Here is a 24,577-nt window from a genome sequence, read left to right on the forward strand (position 1 = left end):
AGGTGGACGCAATGATCCTGAACGAGGCCTCTGAGGGAGCATTTATACCCGAGAATCCGCGCATGCTCGAAAAACTTCGGGAGCGGCAGCTGGAATTTCTCGTCACCAACTCGCGGGTTTCCATAGCTGCGAACGTGTTCAACGGGAGCCTCTTCCTGGCATTTCTCTACGGCCATCTGCCGACCTTCGAGCTCTTGTTGTGGTATGGCGCCCTCGTTCTTTTCTCCGTTCCGCGTCTGCTCGTCGTGTTCTTCTTCCACCGGCTGCGTGCGCGGCTGTCCGTGGTGCAATGGTCGCGGGTTCTGGCCCTTGGCACCTTGTGCTCCGGGATCATCTGGGGGCTGTCGGCTCCCCTGTTTTTCGCCAAGCTCCCCCCTCTGGGACAGGCTTTCCACATCCTCCTCGTAGGGGGGACGCTGACGGGTGCGGCCGTCTACCTCGCCCACCTGCTGCCCAACTTTGTGCTCTTCGCCATCCCCCAGGCGCTGCCCATGCAGATCATTCTGATGACCCAGGCCGGAGATCCGTTCTTCCGGGGCATGGCCCTGCTATTCTTCATTTTCACCGCCATGATGTTCATCATGGCCTTCAGGACCAACCGCCAGTTCGCCAGGTACACCCTGCTGCAGCTGCGCAACGACGCGCTCATGGAGAAGCTCAACGAGAGCGAATACCTTTTCCGGACGCTGACGGAACATTCCTCCATGGGCGTGCTGCTCCTCGACGACGGGCGAGTTCTCTACGCCAACCCGGCCGTCGAGGCAGCAACCGGATACGGGCTCGACGAGCTCATGGGCATGATGATCCGGGAGATCGTCGACCCCGAGCATCGCGGCGTAGTCGACCAGAGTACTCCGGGCTCCGTAGGGCAAGCCATCGGGCGGTCCGAGTTCAGAATTCGCCGCAAGGACGGCACCGTGCGCTGGGTCGAGTATGTTCCGGCCCTGGTGGAGTTCCAGGGCCGCAAGGTCGTCCTCGGGGCCTGCGCGGACATCACTGACAGGATGCTGGTGCGTCAGGCCCGGCAGGAGAACGAGGAGCGCTACAGGGTGCTGTTCGAGACCGCCAGTGACGCCATGTACGTGGTGGGCCTTGATCCGGAGGGTCGGCTCGACCTCTTCCGCGACGCCAACGTCCAGGGCTGCGCTGCCCTGGGCTATTCCCTGGAGGAACTGCTGCGTCTGGGACCCAGGGACATGACTCATCTCTACGAGCTCAAGCACGCCGGCGAGCTGCAGCGGCGGCTGCGCAGCGACGGCTGCGCCGTGTACGATGCCCGCCATGTCTCGCGTGACGGACGGTTCTTCCCCGTGGAGGTCAGCGCCAAGCTCTTCAGCCACGAAGGGAAGCAGGCCGTGCTGTGCATTGCCCGCGACATCAGCGAACGCAAGGAGGCCGAGCTCCGGCTTGAAGCCGCCAAGAAGCAGGCCGAGGTGGCCAATCAGGCCAAGAGCGAGTTTCTGGCCAACATGAGCCACGAGATCCGCACCCCGCTGAATGGTCTGCTGGGCATGCTGCAGCTCGTGCGCATGGGCGACCTGGACGCCGAGCGCAGCCAGTACCTCGATGTGGCCATGAATTCGGGCGAAGGTTTGCTGGCAGTCATTAACGACATTCTCGACCTGTCAAAAATCGAGTCCGGGAAGTTTGAACTCGCGCCTGTGGATTTCAACGTGCACGCCCTAGTCCAGAGCGTCGGCGAGACCTTCCGCTTCCCTGCCCGCAGCAAGGGGGTGGAGCTGATCGTCGAGACCGATGCGGACATGCCCGTGTTCATCCATGCGGATCAGGTGCGGATTCGCCAGATCCTCTACAACCTCGTGGGCAACGCAGTGAAATTCACGCTCGCGGGGGAGATACGCATCAGCCTTTCGATGCCATTCCAGACGGGCAACAGGGGGCAGATGGAAATTCGTGTGGCCGACACTGGAGTGGGCATTCCGCTGGACCAGCAGGCAGCGCTCTTCGAGCCCTTCGTCCAGGCCTCCACGGCGCCCAAGACCCGTGGTTCGGGCACGGGACTGGGACTGTCCATCGTCAAGCGCATCGTCGGGTTCATGGGCGGCAGGGTCCGCCTCGACAGTACTCCCGGGGAGGGGACCACGTTGACGGTGAGCGTGAAAGTCGGGATCTGCTCGCAGGCGCCGACGGAGGAGCTGCCTTGCGCCTTCGAGCAGACCTGTTGCCCCGTGGCCGGATCCGGGTTGCGAATTCTGGTGGCCGAGGACAACAGCGTCAACCAGCTCATGATCGTCAAGCTCCTGGAGAAGCTCGGCCATACAGCCGTCTGCGCCCATGACGGGCAAGAAGCCCTGGAACTCCTGAGCCTTGCGCCCTACGACTGCGTCCTCATGGACATCCAGATGCCCGGCCTGGACGGTACCGAGGCCACGCGCATGATCCGCCGCAGGGCTTTGTCCGGCATCGACCCGGACGTCCCCATCATCGCCCTGACCGCCTACGCCCTGTCCGGTGACCGGGAGCGTTTTCTGGCCATGGGCATGAGCGGATATCTCTCCAAGCCGGTCTCCATGGCCGGCCTGTCCGCCGCACTGAGCGGCATCGTTCCGCTCGCCCGTGAGAGGGTCACGGTCTCCTGACTCGAGTGCCGGGGCTTGCATCGCGGGCGGCATTACTTCATGCTTCGTCGTTGAAACGTGACCGCGCCGTAACCGGGAGATTTCATGTTCCGCTTCATTCACGCCGCAGACATTCATCTGGACAGCCCCCTGCGGGGCCTTGAGTCCTATCCCGACGCGCCCGTGGAGCAGATCCGGGGCGCTGCGCGGCGGGCCTTCGACAATCTGGTCAATCTGGCCATCGAGGAGAGGGCGGCCTTCGTCCTTTTGGCCGGGGATCTCTTCGACGGGGACTGGAAAGACTACAACACCGGCCTCTATTTCACCCACCGCATGGGCCGCCTGCGCGAGGCTGGCATCCGGGTCTTTCTGGTGTCCGGCAACCATGACGCGGCCAGTCCCCTGACCCGCGCCCTCAGCCTGCCGGACAACGTGACCCTTTTCTCCCACAAGAAGCCGGAAACAAAGACCATTGATGAGCTGGGCGTGGTCATCCACGGCCAGAGCTTCGCCGGGCGCAGCGTGACCGAGGATTTGAGCCGCGCCTATCCGCAGGCCCTGCCCGGTCTGTGCAACATCGGCCTGCTGCACACCAGCCTGACCGGCCGCGCCGGGCATGAACCCTATGCCCCGTGCACGCTGGAAACTCTTGTCTCCAAGGGGTACGATTATTGGGCGCTGGGGCATGTGCACCAGCGCGAGGTCGTGCATGTCCATCCGTGGGTGGTGTTTTCCGGCAACATCCAGGGGAGGCATATCCGCGAAGCCGGTGTCAAGGGCTGCCAGCTGGTGACCGTCGAGGATGGGCGGATCACGGATGTGGATTTTCGCGAGCTCGACGTGCTGCGCTTTGCGCTCTGCCGGGTGGAGCTGAACGGCTGCGAGAGCCTGGACCTGGTCACGGACCGGGTGCGCGAGGCCATGGAGCGTGAGCGGCAGGGCACGGATGGCCGCCCTCTGGCTGCGCGCGTCATCCTTGAAGGCAAAAGCTCCCTGCATGAGCAGATACATCGCAACGAGGAGAAGCTGCGTGAAGAGTTCCGCGCCGTGGCCGCGGACCTTGGCGATGTGTGGCTGGAAAAATTCCGCATCGCGACCAGTCCGTTGGCCGAAGGCCCGCTTGCAGGGGATACGCCCCTGACCGGACTTATGCAGGCCGTGGCGGAACTGCGTCTTGATTTTGTGTCGCTGACGGAGCTGGTGCCGGAATTCGAGGCTCTGCGCTCAAGACTGCCCGCCGATCTTTTGGGGGAGAATGATCCCTTCAACCCGGACGAGGAGGGGCTGGCCGTGGTGCGCGATGAGGTCCGGGACGTGCTCATGGCCAGACTGGCGGAGGGCGGCCATGATTATTAAGCGCCTGGAATTCAAGGCTTTTGGTCCCTTCAGCGATCGAGGGCTGGATTTTGATTCGGCGCTGCCCGGCCTGCATATCGTGCACGGCCCCAACGAGGCCGGGAAATCCAGCGCCATGCGCGCCCTGCAGGCGCTTTTTTTCGGTTTTCCCCTGCGCACCGGCGACAATTTTCTGCACCCTTACGACCAGCTCCTGGTCGGCGGCTGCCTGCGTCACGCAGACGGCGGCGAACTCTGTTTCTTCCGCCGCAAGAAAAACAAGAACGATCTTTTCGACGCGAAGGATCAGCCTCTTCCCTCCGACGCTCTCGCTCCTTTCCTGCAGGGATTGGGGCAGGATCTTTTTGCCAGCATGTACGGGATCAACCACGAAACCTTGGTCCAGGGCGGGCAGGGCATCCTCGATCAGCAGGGCGAGGTGGGACAGGCCCTGTTTGCCGCCGGGGCTGGCTTTGCCTCCCTGAAATCCGTTCTCGCCGGGCTTGACGCCGATGCCGACGAGCTTTTCCGGCCCCGCGCCGGGAGCAAGGCCATTACCCAGGCCCTTGGCCATTACAAGGAATTGCAGGTCCGCCTGCGCGGCGTCAGTCTCGGCAGCCAGGAATGGCAACGGCAATGCGCCTCCCTGGCGCAGGCGGAAGACGAGCTGCGGCTGCTCACGCAGCGCAGTCAGGACCTCAGGCGTGAACTTCACCTGCTGGAAAGGCTCAGCCGGTCTCTGCCTTTTCTGACTCAGCGGCGTCTGTATCTGGAAAAACTTCAAGTGATGGGTGAAGTTGTGCCTTTGCCGGAGGATTTCGGCATGCAGCGCCGTCGGCTCGAAGAAGAATTGCGGGCCGCGCGAGCCAGGCTCCACGGCACGCAGGAGCGCCTGACCGAGTTGCACGACAGGCAGGCGGCGGTTGGCCTGAACAGGGGCGTTTTGAATCTTGCCGACGATATCGAAGACCTGCATCTGCGCCTGGGCGAATACCGCAAGGGGCTGCTGGATCGGCCACGCCTCGAAGGCATGCGCATCGCCTTCAAGACCGAGGCTTCGAACCTGCTGCGCCGCATCAGGCCGGACCTGGATGTCGAGCAGGCCGAAAGCCTGCGGCCCGGCCTGGCCAAGCGCAAGACCGTGCAGGCGCTGGGGCAGCGGCATGAGGCCGTGCGCCAGGAGGTCCGGCAGGCCGAGGATCGCTTGCGGGAAGTGCGCCGTGAGTTGGGCGGCAGGCAGGCGGAGCTGGCCTCGCTGGGCCAGCCTGTCGACGCCGTATCCCTGCTGCGGGCTGTGAACGAGGTGCTTAAAAAGGGCGATCTCGACGCCGAACTCGGGTCGCGCCAAGACGATCTGCTGCGCATCGAAACCGGCTGTCAGGCCGCCTTGCAGAGGCTCGGGCTTTGGAACGGAACCCTTGAGCAGGCGCTGTATATCGCCCTGCCCCTGCCGGAAACCGTGAACGAGTTCGAGGCTGCGCTGCAGTCGGCGGACGAGGAGCTGCGGCTGCTCTCCTCGGAAGAGGACAGGACGGTCCAGGCTTTGACCGTCCTACACAGGGACCTTCGCGCCATCGAGCACGCCGCCGTGGTGCCCTCCGAGACGGAGCTTCAGGCCTGCCGCGCCCGCCGCGAACAGGGCTGGACGCTTTTGCGCAGGCAGTGGCTGGACGGGGAAGACATGGCAAAGGAAAGTTCTCTCTACGCCCCAGATCATCCCTTGCCCGAGGCCTATGAGCACAGCGTGACCCTGGCCGACCGGACCGCGGACCGGATGTACCGGGAGGCGGATCGGGTTCAGAAGCATGCCCAGCTCCTGGCCGGGATCGAAGCCGCAGAGGCCGCGTTGGCCGGGCTGCGGCAAAGACGGGAAGCTGCGCAGGCCGCGAACGAGGAATTGTTTGCCCGCTGGCTTGAGCAATGGGCCGGGGCGGGGATCGTTCCCCGTGGTCCGCGCGAGATGCGGGCCTGGATCGTCAATTTCGAGGCCTTGCGCTTGCAGGTCGAGGAGCTGGGCAGGGCAAGGGCCGAGATCAACGCCAAGCAGCGGGGGCGGCAGGAACTGCGCGCGTTGCTGGACCAGGAGCTGGCCCTGGTCGGTGAAGGGGCGGAGCTGCCCGGAGCCGGGCTGGGGGAGGCGCTGCGCAGGGCCCAGGCCGTGGCCGAGCGGCTCCGCGACGGCAATGCCCGGCGCGAGACCCTGCAAAAAGCCGTGCGTGAACTGGAGGCGGCGGCGGAGCGGGCCGAAGCGGGCCTGGAGACTGCCCGGCGTAACCTGGAGGAATGGCGGGCGGCCTGGGAAGAGGCGCTTAGCTTCATGGGGCTGTCCGGCAACTCCTCTCCGGCCGAGGCCGCCGATTATGTGGACACGGTCCAGGAATGCCTGGCCAAGCTGCATGAGGAGTCCGAACTGCGCAAGCGTCTCAAGGGCATCGATCGCGACGGACAGACCTTCGAGAATCGGGTGCGCGAACTGGCCGCGATGGTCGCTCCGGACGCGGCCCGGCTCGATGCGGCCCTGGCCGTGGCGCAGATGAAGGGCCTTTTGGGGCAGGCCGTGCGGGAACACGCGGTCTGGTCGCGGCAGGAAGAGGAAATTGCCGCCCTGGACAGGCAGGCCCTCGTCGACCGGGAGGAATTGCGGATTCTGGAGGAGGGCAGGGCCGCGTTGCGCGCCCAGTCGCGCTGCGACGACGACGAATGCATGATCCTGGCAGAAAGGCGTTTTGCGGACTATGCCCAGGTGCGGAGCAAGCTCGACGAGGTCGAGTCGAACCTTGCCGCCATTGCCGAGGGCGGCACCCTGGATGATCTGGAAGCCCTGGCGGCCGGACAGGACGCCGACGCCCTGCCCGGAAAGATCGCGGCCTTGCGCATGGAGCTTGAAGAAGAGATCGAGCCGCGCATCCGTCCTCTCGCGGAAAAGGTCGGGCAGGAGAAGAACGAACTGGCGCGCATGAACGGCGATGACGCCGCCGCCCGCATCGCCGAGGAAATGCAGGAGGTGCTGGCCCGCATCTCGCGCATGACCGACCGCTATATCCGGCTGAAGCTCGCCTCCAGGGTGCTGCGGGCGGAGATAGAGCGTTTTCGGGCCGCCAACCAGGGGCCGCTTTTGGCCATTGCCTCCGATCTGTTCGCGAAATTGACTTTGGGCTCTTTTGCCGGTCTGCGGGCGGACATCGACGAGGCCGACCGGCCCGTTCTCATCGGCGTGCGTGCAAACGGTTTGCTGGTGAAGGTCGAGGGCATGAGCTCCGGGACCAGGGATCAGCTCTACCTGGCGCTGAGGCTGGCCAGCCTGGAGCTGCGTTCAAAAACCACGGAGCCGATGCCGTTCATCGTTGACGACATCCTGATCAATTTCGATGAAGAACGCTCCCACGCGACTCTTGAAGTGTTCGCCGCCATGGCCGAGCGCACCCAGATAATCATGTTCACCCACCAGGCCCGCATTGCCGAACTGGCTCATTCCCTGGGCCGGGAAGACCGGGTGTTCGTGCACGGGCTGTAGGAACCGGAAATGGATAACGTTTCTTCCTGGTCAAGTCGGTGGGCGCGCGGGCGGGGCTGGCCGGAGCCGGAGGGTCGACTGTTTGACCGATCCTGGCATCGTTTGTTTCTCCGCTGCTGCAACGTACGCAGCGCAGGCCGATGTTCACTGCACGCAGCGGGGAAAGATTACGAGGCCGGTGAGGGAGTTTCGACACTCCGGCTCCGGCCAGCCCCGCCCGCGCTCGGAGACAGTGTTGAGGTAAGTGCTGTCTTCTCCTCTTCTTTATAGTTTTCCCGCCTCAACCCGCATCCCGTCCTTCAGCGTATCCGGCGGGTGGAGGATGACCGTTTCGCCTTCGGCCAGGCCTTCCCGCACCTCTGCTTCCAGTCCGTTCTCACGTCCGACGGCAAGTTTTCGCAATACCGCCTTGCCCCCTTCGAGCACGAAAGCCCGCCATTCGCCGCCGTGCCGGAAAAGGGCGCCTGTGGGCACTTGCAGCACGTTCTCCCCCTGCCAGGTCACGATGCGGGCCTGCACTCCGTAGCGGTCTCCCAGCAGCACTCCCGGCGGCGGGGCGTCGACGAGCTCGGCCCGCACCGTGACCCGTTGCTCCTCCACGCCGATGGCCGAGACCTTGGTGAATCCGCCGGGTTCCACCACCGTGATCCTGGCCGCAAGGCTGCCTTCGCCGCCCCAGTGCTCGATGCGGGCGTGCGCTCCGGGAGCAACCGCCACCGCGTCCGTGGACAACAGTTCGATTTCGATCTCCAGGTCACTTGGGTCGCCCACTTCCATGATGGGCGTGGACGCGGTCACGGCGCGGGCGTTTTCCTCCATGACGGCCAGCACGTATCCGTTCACCGGGGCCAGGATGGGCACGCTCTCGCCGTTCTCCGGTATCGCGCCCTTGGTCAGCACGGCCCTGGCGGCTGCGGCCTCATGTTCGGCCACCTGCAAGGCAAAGGCCGCGGCCTGCACCCCGCGTTCCAAAACTCGAACCTGATTTTCGGCCCGGTCCCATTCCTGGCGAGCCACGGCCCCGCTTTGAAGCAGCGCGTCCATGCGCCCAAGCTCCGTGCGGGCCAGTTCCAGGCTCACGCCCACGCGCTGGGCCTCGGCCCGTCGGGCCTTGACTGCGGCCTCGGTCGCGTCCACCCGTGCCAGGGCCTCGGCTCTGGCACGCGAATTCAGGAAGGTCGAAGCCTCCGGAGTGAGCACGGCCAGCACGGAGCCGGCTTCCACACGCGCCCCGGCGCGGAGCTCCACGCGCTGCAGGTGTCCGGCCGTGGGCGGGTAGACAAGGTAGCGGCTGTGGATGCGCGTCTTGCCCTCCTCGGTCACGCTGACGGTCATGGGTCCCTTGGCCACGGAGGCTGTCTGCACGGGCAGGGGGCTTGGCCAAAATCCGTAGGCCAGCAGGGCGGCCAGGATCAGGAGAACGGGGATGAGGATGCGCCACGGTCGGCGCTTGCGTGCGGTGTTCATTCGGGAGCCTTCAGCACGGAGAGCAGTTGCAGGTTTTTGATGCGGCGGCCGACCACCAGAAAAGACGCCAGGGAGGATGAGAGAACGATGAGCACGGCCGTGGCGTAGGCGCGGTCCGTCAGCACCAGCGGCATGCGCACGGACTCGGTGTTGGCCGTCATGACCAGGATGCGGGCCAGTTCGGTCCCGATCCACAGGCCGGGCAGCAGGGCCGCGAGGGTCAGCACCGCGAGTTCGGAAAGCAGGACGACCGTAGTCTCGGCCTCGGAGAAGCCCAGTACGCGCAGCGTGGCCAGGTCGCGGGTGCGTTCGGACAGGGCGATGCGCGCGCCGTTGTAGACCACTCCGCAGGACACGATGATGGCGAAACCGAAATACACGGCCTGGACCACGCCCATCATGTCGCCCATGGCCGACTGGAAGCTCTCCCGCGCCGAGGAGGTGAACACGGCCGAGGCGATGGCTGGAGTGTCCGACACCTCGTGCAGAAAACGGTCCCGGCGGCTCTCGTCGAGGACGAGATGCGCCCCGCTTATGACCCGTTCCTCGCCCATGAGGCGCCCCAAGGCGTCAAAGTCCATGTACGCGCCCACCCCGGCGAAATCGGTGATGGTCCCGGCCACGAACGTTTCAAGCACGGGACGCCGTCCTTCCTGGACCTCGATGCGCACCGGGTCGCCGGGGACGAGTTCCAGCACCTCGGCCAGCTTTTCGGACAGCAGCAGGCCCGACAGGGGCAGGTCCACGGTCCGGCCTTCGGCGTCGAGGAGGAGGTTCAGGCGCGCTCCTGGCAGGCGGCCGGTCAAACCGACGCGGCGTTCGAGCAGGCCGCTGACGATGCGTCCCTGCACCACGCGGAAGGGCTCGGCATGCATGACTCCGGGCATGGCGGACAATGCGTGCAGGGCGGACGGGGAGCCGGGTTCGATGAGAGTCACGGTGGCATCTTGGCGCTGGGCCAGGCGCCACTGGAAGTCCATGAGGTAGTCGATGCCGTCGCCCATGGCCCCGGGCACGATGGGGATGGCCGTGGCCATGGCCAGGCCCAGGGTCGTGAACAGGGCCTGCCAGGGTTTGCGCTCCAGGTTGCGCAGAGCCATGCGCTGGGTCGGGGAGAGCAGGCGCAAGAGGCCCATGCGTTCCAGCAGCGACGGCCCGAAATGCGCCGGAGGCTCCGGTCGCATGGCCTCGGCCGGAGGCAGGCTCACGGCCTGACGCACCGCGCCCAGCACCCCCGCGAAGGACGCCCCGGCGCTGGCGGCCAGGGCCAGGCCCAAAGCCCACCAGTCGGGCCTGAAGACAAGGTTCGGGAACTGGAAGAAGCGGTGGTAGATTTCCACCAGATTTTGTCCCAGCCACAGACCGACCACGGAGCCCAGCAGCGTTGCGGCCAGCACCGCAGCCAGGGCGAACTGGAAATAGTGCCAGCCCACGGCCGCCGAGGAGTAGCCGAAGGCTTTCAGCTGCGCGATCTGCTCGCGTTGCAGGCGCACCAGCCGTGTCAGGGCGGCGCTGGTCATGAAGGCGGCGATGGACAGGAATATGACCGGGAAGGCGATGGCGAAGCCTTTCAGCATGGCGATGCGGTCGTCGATGAGCTTGGTCGAGACGTGTTCCGAGCGGTCGAAGGCCACCAGTGCGCCATACGGGGCCAGGATGCGGTCCAGTTCTTTCTTCACGGGCCCGGTTTCAGCTCCCGGGGCCAGGGTCAGGATGACGCTGTTGAAGGCTCCGCTCAGGTCGTAGGCTTCGGCCAGAGCGCCCTCGCTCATCCAGAAGGTGCCGTAGCGGCGGCTGTCGGGTACGGTCTCGCCGGGCCTGGTCTCGTACACGAACTCGGGCGAGATGCCCACGCCGACGATGCGCAGCGTGGTCCGCGCCCCGTGCATGGTGGCCTCCAGGGTGTGACCGGGCATGAAGCCGTGGGCCTTGGCGAAGGGCACGCTGACCACGACCTCGTGCGCGCTGTACGGCTCGGGCAGGCGGCCCAGGCGCAGGTGCAGGCGATTGACCTCGGTCTCCCGGCCGTCGGGCAGGGACAGCACCAGCCCGTCGCCGGGTTCGCGCAGGCCGGGCAGGTGCAGGGTCAGGGTGCCCTTGATCCGCGTCTCCAGAGCCGCCGTGCCATCGATCATCCTAAGGCGCTGCTTGATGGCGTTCGGTGCGCGTTTGAGGTCGCAGAAGACATCCGACAGCAGGTGTGAAGAGTAGTATTTGTCCCGCGCGGTTTCCAAGGACATGACCAGTCCGCGGGCCATGATCATGACCATGAGCCCGCAGGCCATGACCAGGGACACCGCGGCCATCTGCCCCTTCATGGACCACAGGTCGCGCCGGAGTTTCACGTTCAGGGCGCTCACCAGACCAGCTCTTCCGCCCGGCGGCGGGTCCCGTTGGTCCGGATGTCGGTGATGCGGCCGTCAGAGAGCAGGATGACGCGGTCGGCCATGTCCGCGATGGCCACGTTGTGCGTGATGACCACGGCCAGGGTGCCAAGATCCTCGTTGATGCGCTCGATGGCCGTGAGCACCGTGATGCCGGTGCGCACATCCAGGGCGCCGGTGGGCTCGTCGCAGAGCAGCACGTCGGGGTTCTTGGCGATGGCGCGGGCGATGGCCACGCGCTGCTGCTCGCCGCCCGAGAGCTGGGACGGGAAATGGTCCAGCCGGGGCTCAAGGCCCACCAGGGACAAGGCTTCGGCCGGGTCCATGGGATTGTCCGCGATGTCGGTGATGAGCGCCACATTCTCGCGGGCCGTGAGGCTGGGGATGAGGTTGTAGAACTGGAAGATGAAGCCGACGGACTCGCGGCGGTAGGCGGTCAGGGTTTTCTCGTCGGCGTGGGTCAGGTCCCGGCCACGGTAGGACAGAGTGCCGCTGGTGGGGGTGTCGAGGCCGCCCAGGATATTGAGCAGGGTCGACTTGCCGCTGCCCGACGCGCCCAGGAGCACAACCAGTTCGCCCGGAAAAAGGTCCAGGCTGACCCCGGCCAGGGCCCGCACTTCGACGGCCGCGCCGGAATGATAGACCTTGGTCAGGTCTTGGGCGCAGAGGAGGGGGGAGGGTTGCGGCGTGGTCATGCTGGAACTCCGTGTATTTGGTACGGAATTACTGAAGCACAATGGGGGGTGGAGGTCAATTTTTGAGGATTATGATTGTGCAGGATGAAGGGGCTTGAAGAAGAATTTGGGGCTGTGCAGGGCGTCGCATTCCGGTTCGCTCCGGAAAGGTCTCTCGAAACTCCTTCGCGGGCCTCGTAAGGTTTACCCGTCGCGTGCAGGGCGATTGAGCGTGGAAAAGTGGGGGGCGACGGGAAAACCAACGATGCCTGGCTCAGTCAGACAGTCGAGAGCCCTTTCCGGAGCGAACCGGAACGCTTGGGTTTGAGTAATTGGTGATGGGAATCAGTTTGGCAGGTGTGGGAGCCGCTAGGCACGAACTGGAGCGTTTTGGTTTGAGTAATGGTGGTGGAAATCGGTTTAACAGGCATGGGAGACGCCCGAGGCGTTCAGGCCGCTTTGGCTTGAGTCATGGCGTTGAAAATCATTATAGCAGGCATGGCAAGCCGCCAAAATCATTCCGCCAGTGCGTCAAGGGCCGTTGTCGATGTGGTCCTCAGCCTCGTCGGCTGTTTGACTGAGCCAGGCATCGTTTGTTGAATCGTTGCCTGGAGGGCTGTCCGGATTTTGCGCCCTGCACGCAACGATTCAACTCTACGAGGTCGGTGAAGGAGTTCCGGCGGGGCTGAGGACCGCATCGACAACGGGCCGCGTCCCGCACATCTCAAAGTTTATGAAGCTCCAACGGGGGTTAGAGCCACAAAATTTACTGCACGTGACAGCTGTTGCAGGCCAGGGGGGCGTCGCTGGGGCCCTGGCGCTTGAGCTCGCGGTGACAGCCCACGCAGCTCTTTTCCTTGTCCTGGGTGGTGTGGAAGGTCCGGTAGACCGAGGAAACTTCCGTGCGATCCTTGATGTTGTCGTGACACCCTTCGGTCATGCAGCTTTCGATGGTGTAGGTGTCGGCCACGGTGTGGTGGCACTGCTGGCAGGCGATATCCATGTGTGAAGCATGATTGAAGGTCACATCCCCTTTCTTGGGCGTGTAGCCTTCAAATTGCTGCGGGCTCATGGTCACGCTCTCGGGAATCTCGAAAGTTTCGCTCAGGGCGATCGTGGCGCTGCCAAAAAGTATCAGTCCTACCAGGGCCAGCGTACGAAGACGGTTCATCATTTCCTCCTTGAATGTTCCAGATCTGGTTCCCGTGACCCTTTTTTCATCTTCCACAGGGGGAAATAAAAGAGTCAGGGCGTCCCTCGGGTTGATTTTTTCCCTTATATTCTTACCTGCTGGAGGGCAAGGACTCAAATGTGAACTTTGTCACGAAGAGGCCCCTCACGCGATATTTCCATTTAACCCGGCGGGAAGGCTATTCTTCGCCTTGACAGGAGGCGGGCTGCAAGTAGGACATTCCCGTGCCTGGCGATCTTGTCTCGCCTTGCCGCTGTGTCTGCCGCAGTCGATGCCGGCGGCGTTCACCATTTTTTTCAAGGAGTCCCCATGGCAGATCCCCAGCCTTTGGAACCTCTGGTGCAGATGGATATAGTCAAGGTTACGGCCGCCGGTTTCGCGCAGGAGACCGATGTCGTGGCCACGGAAGTGCCCGTGACCATCATGGCCGGTGCCACGGAGATCGCCACCCTGATGTGCACGCCCGAACATCTGGACGATCTGGCCCGGGGCTTTCTGCATACCTCCGGGCTGCTTGGCAATCCGGACGATTTTTTGTCCTGCGAAGTCGATCCGGCGGTTTGGGCCGTGAACGTGCGTCTGGCCGTGGCGGTAGAGCCGGAGCAGCTCTCTCGCCGCACCTTCACCTCCGGCTGCGGCAAGGGCGTCATGTTCGCCAGCGCTCTGGAACTGGCAGGGAGCGATCCGCTGCCCGCCGGGTTCACTTTGCCCGCCGGGCGCGTGCAGGAGCTTGCCAACTGGTTTCGTCGCTATTCGGACCTGCACCATGCCACGGGCGGCGTGCACACCGTGGCCCTCAGCGCAGAAGGAGAGGACCCGGAGCTGATCCGCGACGATGTCGGCCGCCACAACGCCGCCGACAAAGTCGTGGGACGGGCCCTGGCCCAGGGCGTGGACCTTGCGCGTACGGTCATGATCACCTCGGGGCGCATCTCCTCGGAGATCGTGCACAAGGGCAGAAGGGCCGGTATTCCCGTGCTGGTTTCCCTGGGCGCGCCGACCCACCAGGCCGTGCTCTTGGCCCGGGACATGAACCTGACCCTCATCGGGTTCGCACGCCAGAACCGGTTTTCCATTTTCTCGGCTGCGGAGCGAATCCTGTGAACAGGCGTCCGACTCGGGGTGTGGCCATGCGATTTGCGGTGGTGGCCGCCTTGTCCATCATGCTGCTGTTCTCGGCTGCGTGCCGGGCACAGGACGAGCGGCTGCTCGAACCCTCTGCAGCCGCCGATCTCATGCGCGTGAACCGGGACAATCCCGATTTTCTGATCCTCGACGTGCGCACCGCGCAGGAATTCGGGCAGGGCTCCATTGAAGGAGCAGTCCTGCTTGACTACTACGCCTCGGATTTTCGGGAACGTTTCGCGCAGCTGGACCGCGATGCGACCATCCTCACATACTGCCGCAGCGGCAATCGCAGCTCGCACGTGCTGAAAATGGCTGATGATCTCGGATTCAAGAATGTGTATGACCTGCGCGGCGGGATTCTGGCCTGGAGAGAAGCTGGATTGCCCTTGATCAAGTGAAGCGCGAACCCGGGAATTGTTCCGGGTCCGCGTGCGTGGTTCGGAAAAACGGGATTGTTATAACGTGATGACTTTGTCGGCCACCTGCTGGCTGGTGACCACGTCGAGCATGTTGGTGACCTGGCCGACTTCCTTCTGATCCATGAGCTTGAAGAACTCCAGACAGGTGCCGCAGACCAGAATGGACACGCCGGCTGCTTCGAGTTTTTTGAGCGCCTCTATGGCCGGGTTTGTCGCCGTGGCCAGCTTCACCGCGCCGTTGACCATGATGATGCGCCACAATGCCTCGCCAAGCTCCGGCAGGGTGTTCAGGAAATTGCCCATCAGCCGGGAGCCCAGCGTGTCGTCTCCCTGTCCCACGGTGTCGGAGGTCAGAAAGACCAGAATCTTTGCGGTGCCGCCCTGTTTGGGCTCTGCTTGCGCCGGTGGCGTCTGAACGGCAGGGGAGGCGTCCGCGGAACCAGCCTGCGAGGCCTTGATGGTCCACAGTTTCCCGTCCTTGTTCGTCTCGTCTACGCGCATGCCCTTGCTGGCCAGATAGCGGCTGACGTTGTCCATGGCCGCCTCGTTGTCGACGATGACTTCCATTTTTTGAGGCGTTTGCTCGTCCAGAAGCCGCTTGCAACGCAATACGGGGTTGGGGCATGGTTCGTTTTCGCAATTGAGGACGATGGGCATGGTGAGACTCCCTTTTTTTTTTTCGGATGATTGACGCGACCGCGTGATCTGGTCAAATCGTTTAAACCTATACATTTTTTATCTTTCCATCGAAAAAATCGATTCTATTCCGATCCGATAAGGAGTTGCATGGTGCGGGTTCCCGTTTCTCCCAGGTTTTTAGGCACCGCTTTGGCCTGGCTTGTGCGTCTGTGGCACCTGACCCTGCGTGTTGAGCGTATCAATACCGCTGTCTTCACGGACCCGCAGCTTCGCGCCAGGCGGCCCGTGATCATGCTCTGGCATGACGAGATTTTTCCGCTCATCCCGGCCCATGCCGGTGAGCGTATGGCCTGCGTGGTCAGCCAGAGCAAGGACGGGGAAATCCTGGCTGCGGCGCTGAAGAGTTTCGGCTTCATGAGCGTGCGCGGCTCCAGTTCGCGCGGCGGCATGCGGGCCCTGATCGCGGCCAAGCGGGTCATGGACGAGCAGGGCGTGGGCGTCATTTTCACCGTTGACGGGCCGCGTGGTCCGCGCCACAAGGTCAAGCCCGGAGCGCTCTTTTTGGCCAGGCTCGCCGGTTCGCCCATTGTGCCGGTGCGGGCCGTGATGAGCCGGGCAAAAGTCTTTCATCGCGCCTGGGATAAATTTCAATTGCCGTGGCCGTTTTCCAGATGCACCATCATTTACGGCGATCCCATCGTCTTGCCCGATCCCGGAGATGATCCTGCGGAAATGCAAAGGCAGTGTGAATATCTTGAACAGATCATGAACTCTCTTGGAAAAAACGCGTGAGACATATAGCCTACAATGCTTTTTTGCCCTTGGGCACGTCCTTATCGCTTGCGCGGTTGCATGCCCTCGGGAACGGAATCGGCAAACTCATCTGGGCCGTTTTGCCTTCTCGGCGCAAAGAAACCACGGTCTGCATGCAGGAACGCCTCGGCCTGGATGAGCGTGAGGCCAGAGCGATGGCCAAGGCCAGTTTTCAGCACAGCGCCTGCTCCTTTCTGGAGCTTTTTCACGCCCGCTACATGGACCACCGCTTTTTGGAAGAGCGCATCGAATACGAAAATCCGGATCTCTTTGTCCGGATGGGCTCCACATTGCGACCTGTCGTGGGCGTGACCGGGCATCTTGGATGCTGGGAACTTTTAGGCGGAGTGCTCAAGCGCTTCAATACCAAGACCGATTGCCAGGTCGTGGCCCGTTTGCCCAAGGACGTCGCTCTGGCCGACCTCTTGATGCACATGCGCACTCAAAGCAAAATCCGGGTGCTGCCCCATCGCGAGGCCGCGACCGAAGCCCTGGGAAAACTGCGTAGCGGTGGACTCTGCGCATTTCTGGTCGACCACAACTGCAAGAGAGCCGAGGCGCAGTTCCTGCCCTTTCTGGGCAAGGTCGCCGCAGTGAACAAGGGGCCGGCCATCCTGGCCTTGCGCGCCAAGGCCGAGGTCTGGCCCTTTTTCCTCATTCGTCTGCCCGAGGGCCGATTCCGGGCCGTGACCCTGCCTTGCCTGGATACGGCGACGCTTGAAGGCAGCAGGGCGGAACGCATCGAACAGATCTGTCGTTTTTATACCGAAGCCGTGGAAAAGATGGTGCTGCGCTATCCGGAACAGTGGTTCTGGATGCACAGACGCTGGAAAACGCGGCCCTGACCGGATTTTTCCTACAAGACGAGGTGAATATGCCCATGAACAGCCTGCTGCATGCCGCCCGGGGCGAGGCCCCTGTGGATTTGCTGGTTCGTAACTGTCAGGTGGTCAACGTCCTTTCCGGGGAGATTCATCCTGCAAGCGTTGGCGTCAAGAACGGGACCATCGTTGGTTTCGGCGAATATGAGGCTCTTCAGGTCGTCGATGCCTGCGGGCGATACCTCTGCCCGGGGCTGATCGAGGGGCACATCCACATCGAGTCCACCCTGCTCGATCCCGTCCGCTTCGCGCAGGTGGCGGCGGCCCACGGCACGGCCGTGGTCGTCTGCGACCCGCACGAGCTGGCCAATGTCCTCGGACTGGACGGAATCAGGTGGCTGCTTGAGATCACCCGCGACCTGCCCCTTGATATCCGCTGCATGATGCCTTCCTGCGTGCCGGCCACGCACTTGGAGACCGCCGGAGCGACCATCACCGCCCAGGACATCGCGGCCATGTTCAAGGAATATCCGGATCGCATCCTGGGCCTTGCGGAGATGATGAACTATCCCGGCGTATTATATCAGGACCCGCAGGTCATGGGCAAACTCGTCGCGGCCGGGGACCGTCCCGTTGACGGGCACGCCCCGGGTCTTTCGGGTTTCGACCTGAACGCGTACATCCTGGCCGGGCCGGGCAGCGACCACGAAGCCTGCCATCTGGACGAGGCCCGGGAAAAGCTGCGGGCGGGCATGCATGTCATGATCCGCGAGGGCAGTTCCGAAAAGAATCTCTTCGACCTGCTGCCGCTCATAAACGATTTCAACAGCCAGAACTGCTCCCTGGTCACCGACGACCGCCACTGTGACGACCTCTTGCGCGACGGACACTTGGACCACACCATCCGGCTGGCCGTGAGCCGTGGCCTCTCGCCCTTGCGGGCCATCCAGATGGCTTCCATCAACACCGCCCGCTATTTCGGCCTGCGCCGCAGGGGGGCCGTGGCGCCGGGCTACCGGGCGGATTTTGTGCTGCTTGATGACCTTGAGTCGTTTTCCATTTTTCAGACATATCTGGACGGAAAGGTGATAGCGCCCGCTTCCTGGCGGCCCGCCGCGACGGACCTTGTCGTGACACGAAGTGTGCACCTGGGCGAGACTGGACCGTCCTGCCTCAAAATGCCCGCCCCGGCTCCCGGGAAGAAAGTGCGCGTCATCCGTACTGTCCCCGGGCAGATCGTGACCGAAATGGACATGGTTCGGCCGTTGGTTCAGGATGGCCGGATCATGGCGGACCCCGAAAGCGATGTGGTCAAGCTGGCCGTCTTCGAGCGCCATCACGGCAGCGGCGGCGTGGGGCTCGGACTGGTGCGGGGCCTGGGACTGAAAAGCGGTGCCATCGCGAGCACCGTGGCCCACGATTCCCACAATCTGATCGTGGCCGGCGTCTCGGACAGCGATATGCTCCTGGCCGTGCGCGCCCTGGCCGACTGCGGCGGGGGATTTGTGTGCGTGCGCGACGGCTGGGTGCTCAACCTGGTGCCCTTGCCCCTGGCCGGGCTGATGAGCGATCAGGATCCCGAAATCATTGCGACCGGGCTGGATCACTTGAACGCCAGTGCTCGCGAACTCGGCTGCCCGGAAAACATCAACCCTTTCATGCAGCTCTCTTTTCTTTCCCTGCCGGTCATCCCAAGGCTTCGCTTGACGGACAAGGGCCTGGTGGATGTGCAGGACTTCGCTTTTACGCCGCTATCTGAATAATTTCCTGCGGTTGCTGGTTGTGAGAGAGTTATTTTCCCAGTGATCCTCATTGTTCCTTTAAATGCATTTCGGAGAGAATATGTGGTATCGTCTCAGCCTGACCTGGAAGGTGCTTTTGATCATCCTCTGTGGTCCCATCGTGCTGGCCGTCATCATGGCCTATCTGCACATCAGCGACATCCAGGAGGCGGCGATCAACGGGCGTCTCAAAGAAAGCCGGTCCGTGGTCATGATGGCCGAATCAGTACGCGAGGACATGGCGCACAAGCATAAGGTCGGCGTGCTCCGGCCCCTCGACGAACTGCGTGATGATCCTGCGAAGCTGCTGCAGGCCGTGCCCATAGTGACAGCCATGAACACGGCAGCGGCCAAGGCGGCGGAGGCGGGCTACGAATTCAGAGTGCCCAAGGAGAATCCGCGCAACCCTAAAAACGAGCCTGACGCTTTGGAGAGGGAGGTCCTGTCCGAGTTCTCGCGCACGGGACTGCCGGAAAAAGTCATCGTCGAGAAGGACAGGCTGCTGTATTTCAAACCGATCCGTCTTTCCGAAGACTGCTTGTACTGTCATGGCGACCCCAAAGGTGAAAAGGATCCGACGGGCGGCGTGAAGGAAGGCTGGAAGGCGGGCGAGGTGCACGGAGCCTTTGTCATCATCTCTTCCCTCAAGGAAGCGAACGAAGCCGTGACCATGGCCGCGCTCAGCGTGGGGGGATGGACTTTCGGCATTTTGGTCCTGCTCGGTTTTTGCGGGTGGATGCTGGTCAGGGCCAACCTGCTCAAGCCCCTCAAGGCCACCGGCGATTTTTTGGAGCGCATGGCCACCGGCGACATGAGCGGGCAGGTCGAGGTTCGCAGCGGCGACGAGCTGGGTCAGATGCAGATGCATTTGAACAAAATGGCCGGCAGTCTGAGAGGCATCGTGACCGACATTGCCGAAAGGGCCAAAGTGCTCATGGGGTCTTCGGTCGAGCTTGAGACCATGTCCGACGGACTGCTCAGAAACGCCGAAGAGCTGTCGCACAAGTCCAACACCGTGGCCACGGCTTCGGAAGAGATGAACGCGAACATGAACACCGTGGCTGCCGCCATGGAACAGGCTTCCATCAATGTGGGCACCGTGGCTACCGCAGCCGAGGAGATGAGTTCGACCATCCACGAGATCGCCGGAAACACGGACAAGACCCGCGAGGTGACCATGCGGGCCGTGGACAAGGCCACCTCCGCTTCGGAGCGCGTCGATAAACTGGGGATCGCGGCCAGGGAGATCGGCAAAGTCACCGAAGCCATCAACGCCATTTCCTCCCAGACCAACCTCCTGGCGTTGAATGCCACCATCGAGGCTGCGCGGGCCGGAGACGCGGGCAAGGGATTCGCCGTGGTGGCCAATGAGATCAAGGAACTGGCCAACCAGACCGCCACGGCCACCGACGATATTCGGCAGCGCATCGAGGGCATCCAGAGTTCCACCGCCGCCACCGTGGAGGAGATTGCCCAGGTCATGGCCGTCATCGGGGAAGTGCGCGACTTCGTTGCCACCATTGCCGCCGCCGTGGAACAGCAGTCCGCCGCCACCCGCGAGATTGCCGAGAATGTCGGCCAGGCGTCACTGGGCATCCAGGAAGTCAATGAAAACGTGGCTCAGGCCTCCACGGTCACCGGCGAAATCGCCAAGGATATCGTGCAGGTCAGCGAAGCATCCGGACAGATCTCGGGCAACAGCACCGAACTCAAGCAGAGCTCCGAGAACCTGTCCCTTTTGGCCGAGGCCCTGGAACAGCTGGTGAAGAAGTTCAAGCTTTAGGAAGAACGTTTATCGTGAGTTGTTTTTTCAGACGCGCCTTTCGGGGCGCGTTTTTTTATTGTGATGCCTTGGAGAGAAGAGGGGGAATGGTTGGCTGGGCGGCCGCGTTCCGGCTCGTCCCGGTCAAGGCCCGCCGAAACTCCTTCGCGGGCCTCGTAGAGTTTATCCGTTTTGCGGCAGCGCGGGAGGCCGGGGCAATACGACCGGCAACGGATCAACAAACGATGCCTGGCTCAGTCAGACAGTCGGCGAGCATTGACCGGGACGAACCGAAACGCTTGGTTCAGAGTTTTGGGCAGTATTTTTGTTCTGCTGTGCTGGAGGACGCATTTTTTGAGGCCACAGCATAAAAAGATTTGACAAGATATTAACTTTTGTTAATTATCCGCACATGAAATTTGACGACTTCTTCCAGAGGGTGGCCAAGACCACGGGTATCAGCACTCAAAAAGAGCTGGCCGGTTTGCTTGGCATCGAGCCGGCCGCCATCACCATGGCGAAAAGCAGGGGCGTGCCGAAGTCCTGGGGACTCAGCATCGCCGCAGCGTTCGGGGTCAATCCGGTCTGGTTGAAGACGGGCTCGGGGCCGGTTTATCAGAATGAGCAGGCGAGCACCGTGCTCGTTCCCAAGGTAGCCGCCAAGGCCTGCGCCGGAGGCGGTTCGTTCGAGCTGAGCGATATGATCGTCGACGAGTTGCCGTTTGACCGCTCTTGGCTGAGCAAAAAGGGCAACCCCGGGCGCATGGTCGCCATGGAAGTCATTGGCGACAGCATGTCTCCGGAGCTGGAACCGGGCGACAACATCCTTATCGACCAGAGTCAGAATCAGGTTGCGGACAACAATCTCTATGTTGTCGGCCTTGCGGACAACATCCAGGTCAAACGCGTGCAGATCCGTCCTGGCCTGGTGGTTCTGTTCAGCACGAATCAGCGTTATTCACCCGTCACCCTTCAAGGCGACGAGATTGATACTCTTCGAGTCATCGGCCGTGTTTTGTGGAGCAGCCGGGCGTACGCGTAAGAATTTTTTTTGTCGGGCTGGTTAACATAAGTTAATTCTCAATAAAGAGGGGGCATTCCATGCAACAGCGATTTTGTGAATGTGGACATCCGGTTCTGGTGGCGTACGTGATCACGAAAAATGGAATTCTGCACGTGTACCGGATCAATGCTCGCTTCGGTTCCCCGATGCGCTGTCCTGCGTGCGGGAAGCATGTGGATATCAACGAATTGAGATAGGCGCGATTATTTGGGCTGGTCGTGAGGGGTATGACGCCACATTCCGTGCGTGTCTTGAGGGGCATTCGAAAGGGCAAGAAAAAAGGAGCAAACAGTGTTTGCTCCCTTGTTTCTCAAATGGTGCGCCCGGCATGATTCGAACATGCGACCTACTGATTCGTAGTCAGGCACTCTATCCAACTGAGCTACGGGCGCGTCGAGAAGTCGGTGTCTATGGACAAGTAGGCTGAATGTCAACAGTTTTGCTTGAAAAAATCATGGCTGTGGCATTTTTTTGAGCTTGTCCGGTTCATTTTATGAAGATCGCCTTGTCCGGATGGTCTGATCGGGTTTTCACGGCTGCTCCGGTGCCTGACAGGCGTTCCCTCCTGCCGGGCATCAGGGGAAATATCGTGCTCCACGGGGTAAAACCCAGCGGAAGTTGCCCATTCATCCGGCACATCTTTCAATCCGCAGCCAGGAGCGCATCTTCATTTTCCTCTTCAAGCGGCAATGAAAGAAGGACTGAAGACTCGGCGATGGGCATCTCCTGGACACTTTGCAGCTTGCGGCCGATGACCCGCGTCCTGACTTTGGCCTTCTCGATGGTCTCGGACGCCTGATGGATTTTTTTCTGCACCGCATCCAGAATCTCGCCGTACTTGCCCCATTCCGTCTTGACGGCGCCCAGCAGATTCCAGACTTCGCTGGAGCGTTTCTGGATGGCCAGGGTGCGAAAGCCCATCTGCAGACTGTTCAGAATGGACCACAAGGTCGTGGGCCCGGCGATGACGATCCTGCAGTCGCGCTGAATGCTCTCGGCCAGTCCCGGACGCCGGATGACCTCGGCAAACAGGCCCTCGATGGGCAGGAAGAGAATGCCGAAATCGGTTGTGCTTGGGGGGCTTACATATTTGTCGCGGATTTCCTTGGCGCAGGATTTGACCCGAGTCTCCATCTGTTTTCCCGCACTTTCTATGGCCTCCAAATCGCCGCGATCCTGAGCTTCGAGCAGGCGCTGGTAGTCTTCGATGGGAAATTTTGCGTCGATGGGCAGCAGGACGGGCGCTTCATTGTCCTGGCCCGGCAGCCTGATCGCGAATTCGACCCGCTCCTGGCCGCCTTTTGTGGCGACGTTCTTCGCATACTGCTCGGCGCTGAGCACCTGCTCCAGAAGAGCGCCAAGCTGCACCTCGCCCCAGGTTCCGCGCGTCTTCACGTTGGTGAGGACTTTTTTGAGGTCGCCGACACCCGTGGCCAGGGACTGCATCTCGCCAAGGCCTTTGTGGACCTGCTCAAGGCGCTCGCTGACCTGCTTGAAGGATTCCCCCAGCCGCTTTTCCAGAGTTCCCTGAAGTTTTTCATCGACTGTCTGGCGCATGGTTTCAAGCTGCCTGGCATTGTCTGTCTGCAGCATGTGCAGCCTTGTCTCCACGGTGCTGCGGACCGTTTCCAGTTTGGCGGCGTTGGTTTCGGAGAGGGTGGCGATGGCGGCGACCATGGCATCCAATTGCGATTTTTGCGTTTGTCCCAATTCGCTCACGGTCTTGGTGGTGGTCTCTGAAATGCCGCTTAAGGTGACCAGTATTTCCTCCCGTAACGCTTTGGAGTTGGCGGAGGATTGCTTCCCGAGGCTATCGAGTTGAGTCAGGTTCGCTGTGGCGAACGAGGCGAAATTTTGCGCCAAAGTGTCGAGCTGCCTTGATTGCGCGCAGCCGGCGTCAAAAATTCTCTGCATGAGATTGCCGCCCAGTTCCTTGAATGCGACGATCACCTCGCGGCGTTGCTCAAGCAGCAGTCGTCCGGTTTCATCCCGGTTTTGGCTGATCTCGTCATGCAAAATCCGTTCGGTCCGTTCCAAGGACTTTTCGATGGCATCCAGCCGGGCGCTCTGGAGCAGGGTGTTTTTTGACGTGCGCAGCATGAAGGCCAGCAGCAGGAGCAGCGTGAGAGCGGGGAGCGCGATGGGGGCATAGAGGAGGAGTTCGTGCACGAGAACCTCGGGAATTTTTTACTGGTCAAAATTACAGAGCTGCGTCGTTGACAAGATTGCAGACATCCATTTGTGCAGGTTCTTTTTTGATTTTATCTCGGCCGTAGGGGGGCAAGATCGATCTTCACTGACCGGATTTAAGGATATATCCGAGCCAGACATCCCTGTTGCCGAGCAGGGATCGGCTTCGCGAATGTTCAAGGATAGTCAATTCCTGCCGGTCGAATTCCCGCCGCAGTTCCGAATCCGACCAGAGCTGGAAAACCCGCCCGTCCTCGCTCTTTTCGCTTCCGCCCCAGGCTTTCATGCTCAGATACATGATCCCGCCGGATTTGAGCATGCGCATGACGCTGCGCAGCGCTTGCGGGAACTCGGGTTTAGTGAGGTGGACCAGCGTGCCGATGAGGAGGATGCAGTCGTAATGGATGGGGGGCTGATATTCGAACAGGTCCGCGATGGAGACCGGGCAGTCCGAATGCTCGCTGGCCATGATCGCCAGGGACGGGGAGCGTTCCAGTCCTGATGGTTTGAAGCCCTTGCCTTTGAGCCATTTGAGGTCCCGCCCCGAGCCGCAGCCGATGTCGAGGATCGTGCTGCCGGCGCGCAGGTGACGCAGCAGGGGCGTGAGGATGGGAGCCGGGTCGACGCGGTTGGTGCGTTCGAAGTAGGCGCGGGCGTTTATTTCGTAGAAATCAGGCATGGGCAGGTGACTTTTGAAGGATAAGGTGTGGATGACTTTTTGAAAAGTCCCGAACTGTCGGGTGTATGGAGTCTTGTAGCGCAGGTGGTGCAAAAAGTCACCATAAGCAATTCCCGCGGAACGTGGCGCGTCTTGTG

At 62.1% G+C, this 24,577-nt stretch carries 17 protein-coding genes and 1 tRNA gene; 10 read left to right on the plus strand and 8 right to left on the minus strand.

Going from position 1 to position 24,577, the window contains the following annotated elements; genetic code table 11:
* Window positions 1-62 precede the first annotated feature (62 nt).
* From DBAC_RS17675 to DBAC_RS05365, 3 genes are all read left to right on the plus strand, one after another.
* Entirely contained in the window at window positions 63-2,600 is a 2,538-nt protein-coding gene (locus DBAC_RS17675) for a PAS domain S-box protein (RefSeq protein WP_167320913.1), read from the plus strand.
* 84 nt (window positions 2,601-2,684) lie between these two features.
* Window positions 2,685-3,935 (plus strand): metallophosphoesterase family protein, encoded by a 1,251-nt coding sequence (locus tag DBAC_RS05360; protein WP_015773263.1) that lies wholly within the window; start codon window positions 2,685-2,687, stop codon window positions 3,933-3,935.
* The gene (locus DBAC_RS05365; protein ID WP_015773264.1) at window positions 3,925-7,428 is read left to right on the plus strand and encodes an ATP-binding protein; all 3,504 of its coding nucleotides are present in this window, start codon (window positions 3,925-3,927) and stop codon (window positions 7,426-7,428) included. Before DBAC_RS05360 ends, DBAC_RS05365 begins: the two co-directional genes overlap by 11 nt.
* A 264-nt stretch (window positions 7,429-7,692) precedes the next feature.
* Here the strand turns inward: DBAC_RS05365 and DBAC_RS05370 are convergent, their stop codons facing one another.
* The 4 genes from DBAC_RS05370 to DBAC_RS17680 form a co-directional block, all read right to left on the minus strand.
* Window positions 7,693-8,895 carry an efflux RND transporter periplasmic adaptor subunit gene (locus tag DBAC_RS05370; protein WP_015773265.1) on the minus strand — a complete coding sequence of 401 codons (1,203 nt, stop codon included), beginning with the start codon at window positions 8,893-8,895 and terminating at the stop codon, window positions 7,693-7,695.
* On the minus strand, window positions 8,892-11,255 hold the full coding sequence (locus DBAC_RS05375) for an ABC transporter permease (protein WP_015773266.1): 2,364 nt from the start codon (window positions 11,253-11,255) through the stop codon (window positions 8,892-8,894). The genes DBAC_RS05370 and DBAC_RS05375 overlap by 4 nt, the downstream gene beginning before the upstream one ends.
* Complete coding sequence (locus tag DBAC_RS05380) at window positions 11,252-11,974, minus strand: ABC transporter ATP-binding protein (RefSeq protein WP_015773267.1); 723 nt, start codon at window positions 11,972-11,974, stop codon at window positions 11,252-11,254. The genes DBAC_RS05375 and DBAC_RS05380 overlap by 4 nt, the downstream gene beginning before the upstream one ends.
* Window positions 11,975-12,719: 745 nt before the next feature.
* Window positions 12,720-13,127, minus strand: coding sequence for a cytochrome c3 family protein (locus DBAC_RS17680; protein ID WP_081434357.1), 408 nt, complete (start codon window positions 13,125-13,127; stop codon window positions 12,720-12,722).
* A gap of 327 nt (window positions 13,128-13,454) precedes the next feature.
* On the opposite strand from DBAC_RS17680, the gene fdhD reads away from it, so the two are divergent.
* Complete coding sequence (fdhD, locus tag DBAC_RS05390) at window positions 13,455-14,249, plus strand: formate dehydrogenase accessory sulfurtransferase FdhD (protein ID WP_015773269.1); 795 nt, start codon at window positions 13,455-13,457, stop codon at window positions 14,247-14,249.
* Between the two features lie 26 nt (window positions 14,250-14,275).
* The gene (locus tag DBAC_RS05395; RefSeq protein WP_043811792.1) at window positions 14,276-14,671 is read left to right on the plus strand and encodes a rhodanese-like domain-containing protein; all 396 of its coding nucleotides are present in this window, start codon (window positions 14,276-14,278) and stop codon (window positions 14,669-14,671) included.
* Between the two features lie 57 nt (window positions 14,672-14,728).
* Here DBAC_RS05395 and yedF read toward each other — a convergent pair whose 3' ends face one another.
* Window positions 14,729-15,349: a sulfurtransferase-like selenium metabolism protein YedF gene (gene yedF / locus DBAC_RS05400; protein WP_015773271.1), complete on the minus strand. Its 621-nt coding sequence runs from the start codon at window positions 15,347-15,349 to the stop codon at window positions 14,729-14,731.
* A gap of 129 nt (window positions 15,350-15,478) precedes the next feature.
* Here yedF and DBAC_RS05405 point away from each other — a divergent pair, with 129 nt between their 5' ends.
* From DBAC_RS05405 to DBAC_RS05430, 5 genes are all read left to right on the plus strand, one after another.
* A complete protein-coding gene (locus tag DBAC_RS05405) occupies window positions 15,479-16,123 on the plus strand; it encodes a lysophospholipid acyltransferase family protein (RefSeq protein WP_015773272.1) in 645 nt (214 codons plus the stop codon).
* Complete coding sequence (locus DBAC_RS05410; protein ID WP_015773273.1) at window positions 16,120-16,989, plus strand: lysophospholipid acyltransferase family protein; 870 nt, start codon at window positions 16,120-16,122, stop codon at window positions 16,987-16,989. Before DBAC_RS05405 ends, DBAC_RS05410 begins: the two co-directional genes overlap by 4 nt.
* A gap of 29 nt (window positions 16,990-17,018) precedes the next feature.
* On the plus strand, window positions 17,019-18,728 hold the full coding sequence (ade, locus tag DBAC_RS05415) for an adenine deaminase (RefSeq protein ID WP_015773274.1): 1,710 nt from the start codon (window positions 17,019-17,021) through the stop codon (window positions 18,726-18,728).
* 79 nt (window positions 18,729-18,807) lie between these two features.
* Window positions 18,808-20,529, plus strand: a complete 1,722-nt coding sequence (locus tag DBAC_RS05420) for a methyl-accepting chemotaxis protein (RefSeq protein ID WP_015773275.1) — start codon at window positions 18,808-18,810, stop codon at window positions 20,527-20,529.
* A 391-nt stretch (window positions 20,530-20,920) separates the two neighbouring features.
* Window positions 20,921-21,550: a LexA family transcriptional regulator gene (locus tag DBAC_RS05430; RefSeq protein WP_015773276.1), complete on the plus strand. Its 630-nt coding sequence runs from the start codon at window positions 20,921-20,923 to the stop codon at window positions 21,548-21,550.
* Window positions 21,551-21,886: 336 nt separating this feature from the next.
* Here the strand turns inward: DBAC_RS05430 and DBAC_RS05435 are convergent.
* The 3 genes from DBAC_RS05435 to DBAC_RS05445 form a co-directional block, all read right to left on the minus strand.
* Window positions 21,887-21,963 (minus strand) — tRNA-Arg (locus DBAC_RS05435).
* Between the two features lie 250 nt (window positions 21,964-22,213).
* Complete coding sequence (locus DBAC_RS05440; protein WP_015773278.1) at window positions 22,214-23,740, minus strand: DNA recombination protein RmuC; 1,527 nt, start codon at window positions 23,738-23,740, stop codon at window positions 22,214-22,216.
* A 124-nt stretch (window positions 23,741-23,864) separates the two neighbouring features.
* The gene (locus DBAC_RS05445; protein ID WP_043811799.1) at window positions 23,865-24,440 is read right to left on the minus strand and encodes a class I SAM-dependent methyltransferase; all 576 of its coding nucleotides are present in this window, start codon (window positions 24,438-24,440) and stop codon (window positions 23,865-23,867) included.
* Between the last annotated feature and the right edge of the window lie 137 nt (window positions 24,441-24,577).

Origin of the sequence: Desulfomicrobium baculatum DSM 4028, from assembly GCF_000023225.1 — a bacterium.
In the GTDB taxonomy this organism is placed as follows: Bacteria; Desulfobacterota; Desulfovibrionia; order Desulfovibrionales; family Desulfomicrobiaceae; genus Desulfomicrobium; species Desulfomicrobium baculatum.

Coding starts and splice junctions, on each gene's coding strand:
- DBAC_RS17675 (WP_167320913.1), top strand. CDS start 63: ATGCTCGAAAAACTTCGGGAGCGGCAGCTGGAATTTCTCGTCACCAAC.
- DBAC_RS05360 (WP_015773263.1), top strand. CDS start 2,685: ATGTTCCGCTTCATTCACGCCGCAGACATTCATCTGGACAGCCCCCTG.
- DBAC_RS05365 (WP_015773264.1), top strand. CDS start 3,925: ATGATTATTAAGCGCCTGGAATTCAAGGCTTTTGGTCCCTTCAGCGAT.
- DBAC_RS05370 (WP_015773265.1), bottom strand. CDS start 8,895: ATGAACACCGCACGCAAGCGCCGACCGTGGCGCATCCTCATCCCCGTT.
- DBAC_RS05380 (WP_015773267.1), bottom strand. CDS start 11,974: ATGACCACGCCGCAACCCTCCCCCCTCCTCTGCGCCCAAGACCTGACC.
- DBAC_RS17680 (WP_081434357.1), bottom strand. CDS start 13,127: ATGATGAACCGTCTTCGTACGCTGGCCCTGGTAGGACTGATACTTTTT.
- fdhD (WP_015773269.1), top strand. CDS start 13,455: ATGGCAGATCCCCAGCCTTTGGAACCTCTGGTGCAGATGGATATAGTC.
- DBAC_RS05395 (WP_043811792.1), top strand. CDS start 14,276: ATGCGATTTGCGGTGGTGGCCGCCTTGTCCATCATGCTGCTGTTCTCG.
- yedF (WP_015773271.1), bottom strand. CDS start 15,349: ATGCCCATCGTCCTCAATTGCGAAAACGAACCATGCCCCAACCCCGTA.
- DBAC_RS05405 (WP_015773272.1), top strand. CDS start 15,479: ATGGTGCGGGTTCCCGTTTCTCCCAGGTTTTTAGGCACCGCTTTGGCC.
- ade (WP_015773274.1), top strand. CDS start 17,019: ATGCCCATGAACAGCCTGCTGCATGCCGCCCGGGGCGAGGCCCCTGTG.
- DBAC_RS05420 (WP_015773275.1), top strand. CDS start 18,808: ATGTGGTATCGTCTCAGCCTGACCTGGAAGGTGCTTTTGATCATCCTC.
- DBAC_RS05430 (WP_015773276.1), top strand. CDS start 20,921: ATGAAATTTGACGACTTCTTCCAGAGGGTGGCCAAGACCACGGGTATC.
- DBAC_RS05445 (WP_043811799.1), bottom strand. CDS start 24,440: ATGCCTGATTTCTACGAAATAAACGCCCGCGCCTACTTCGAACGCACC.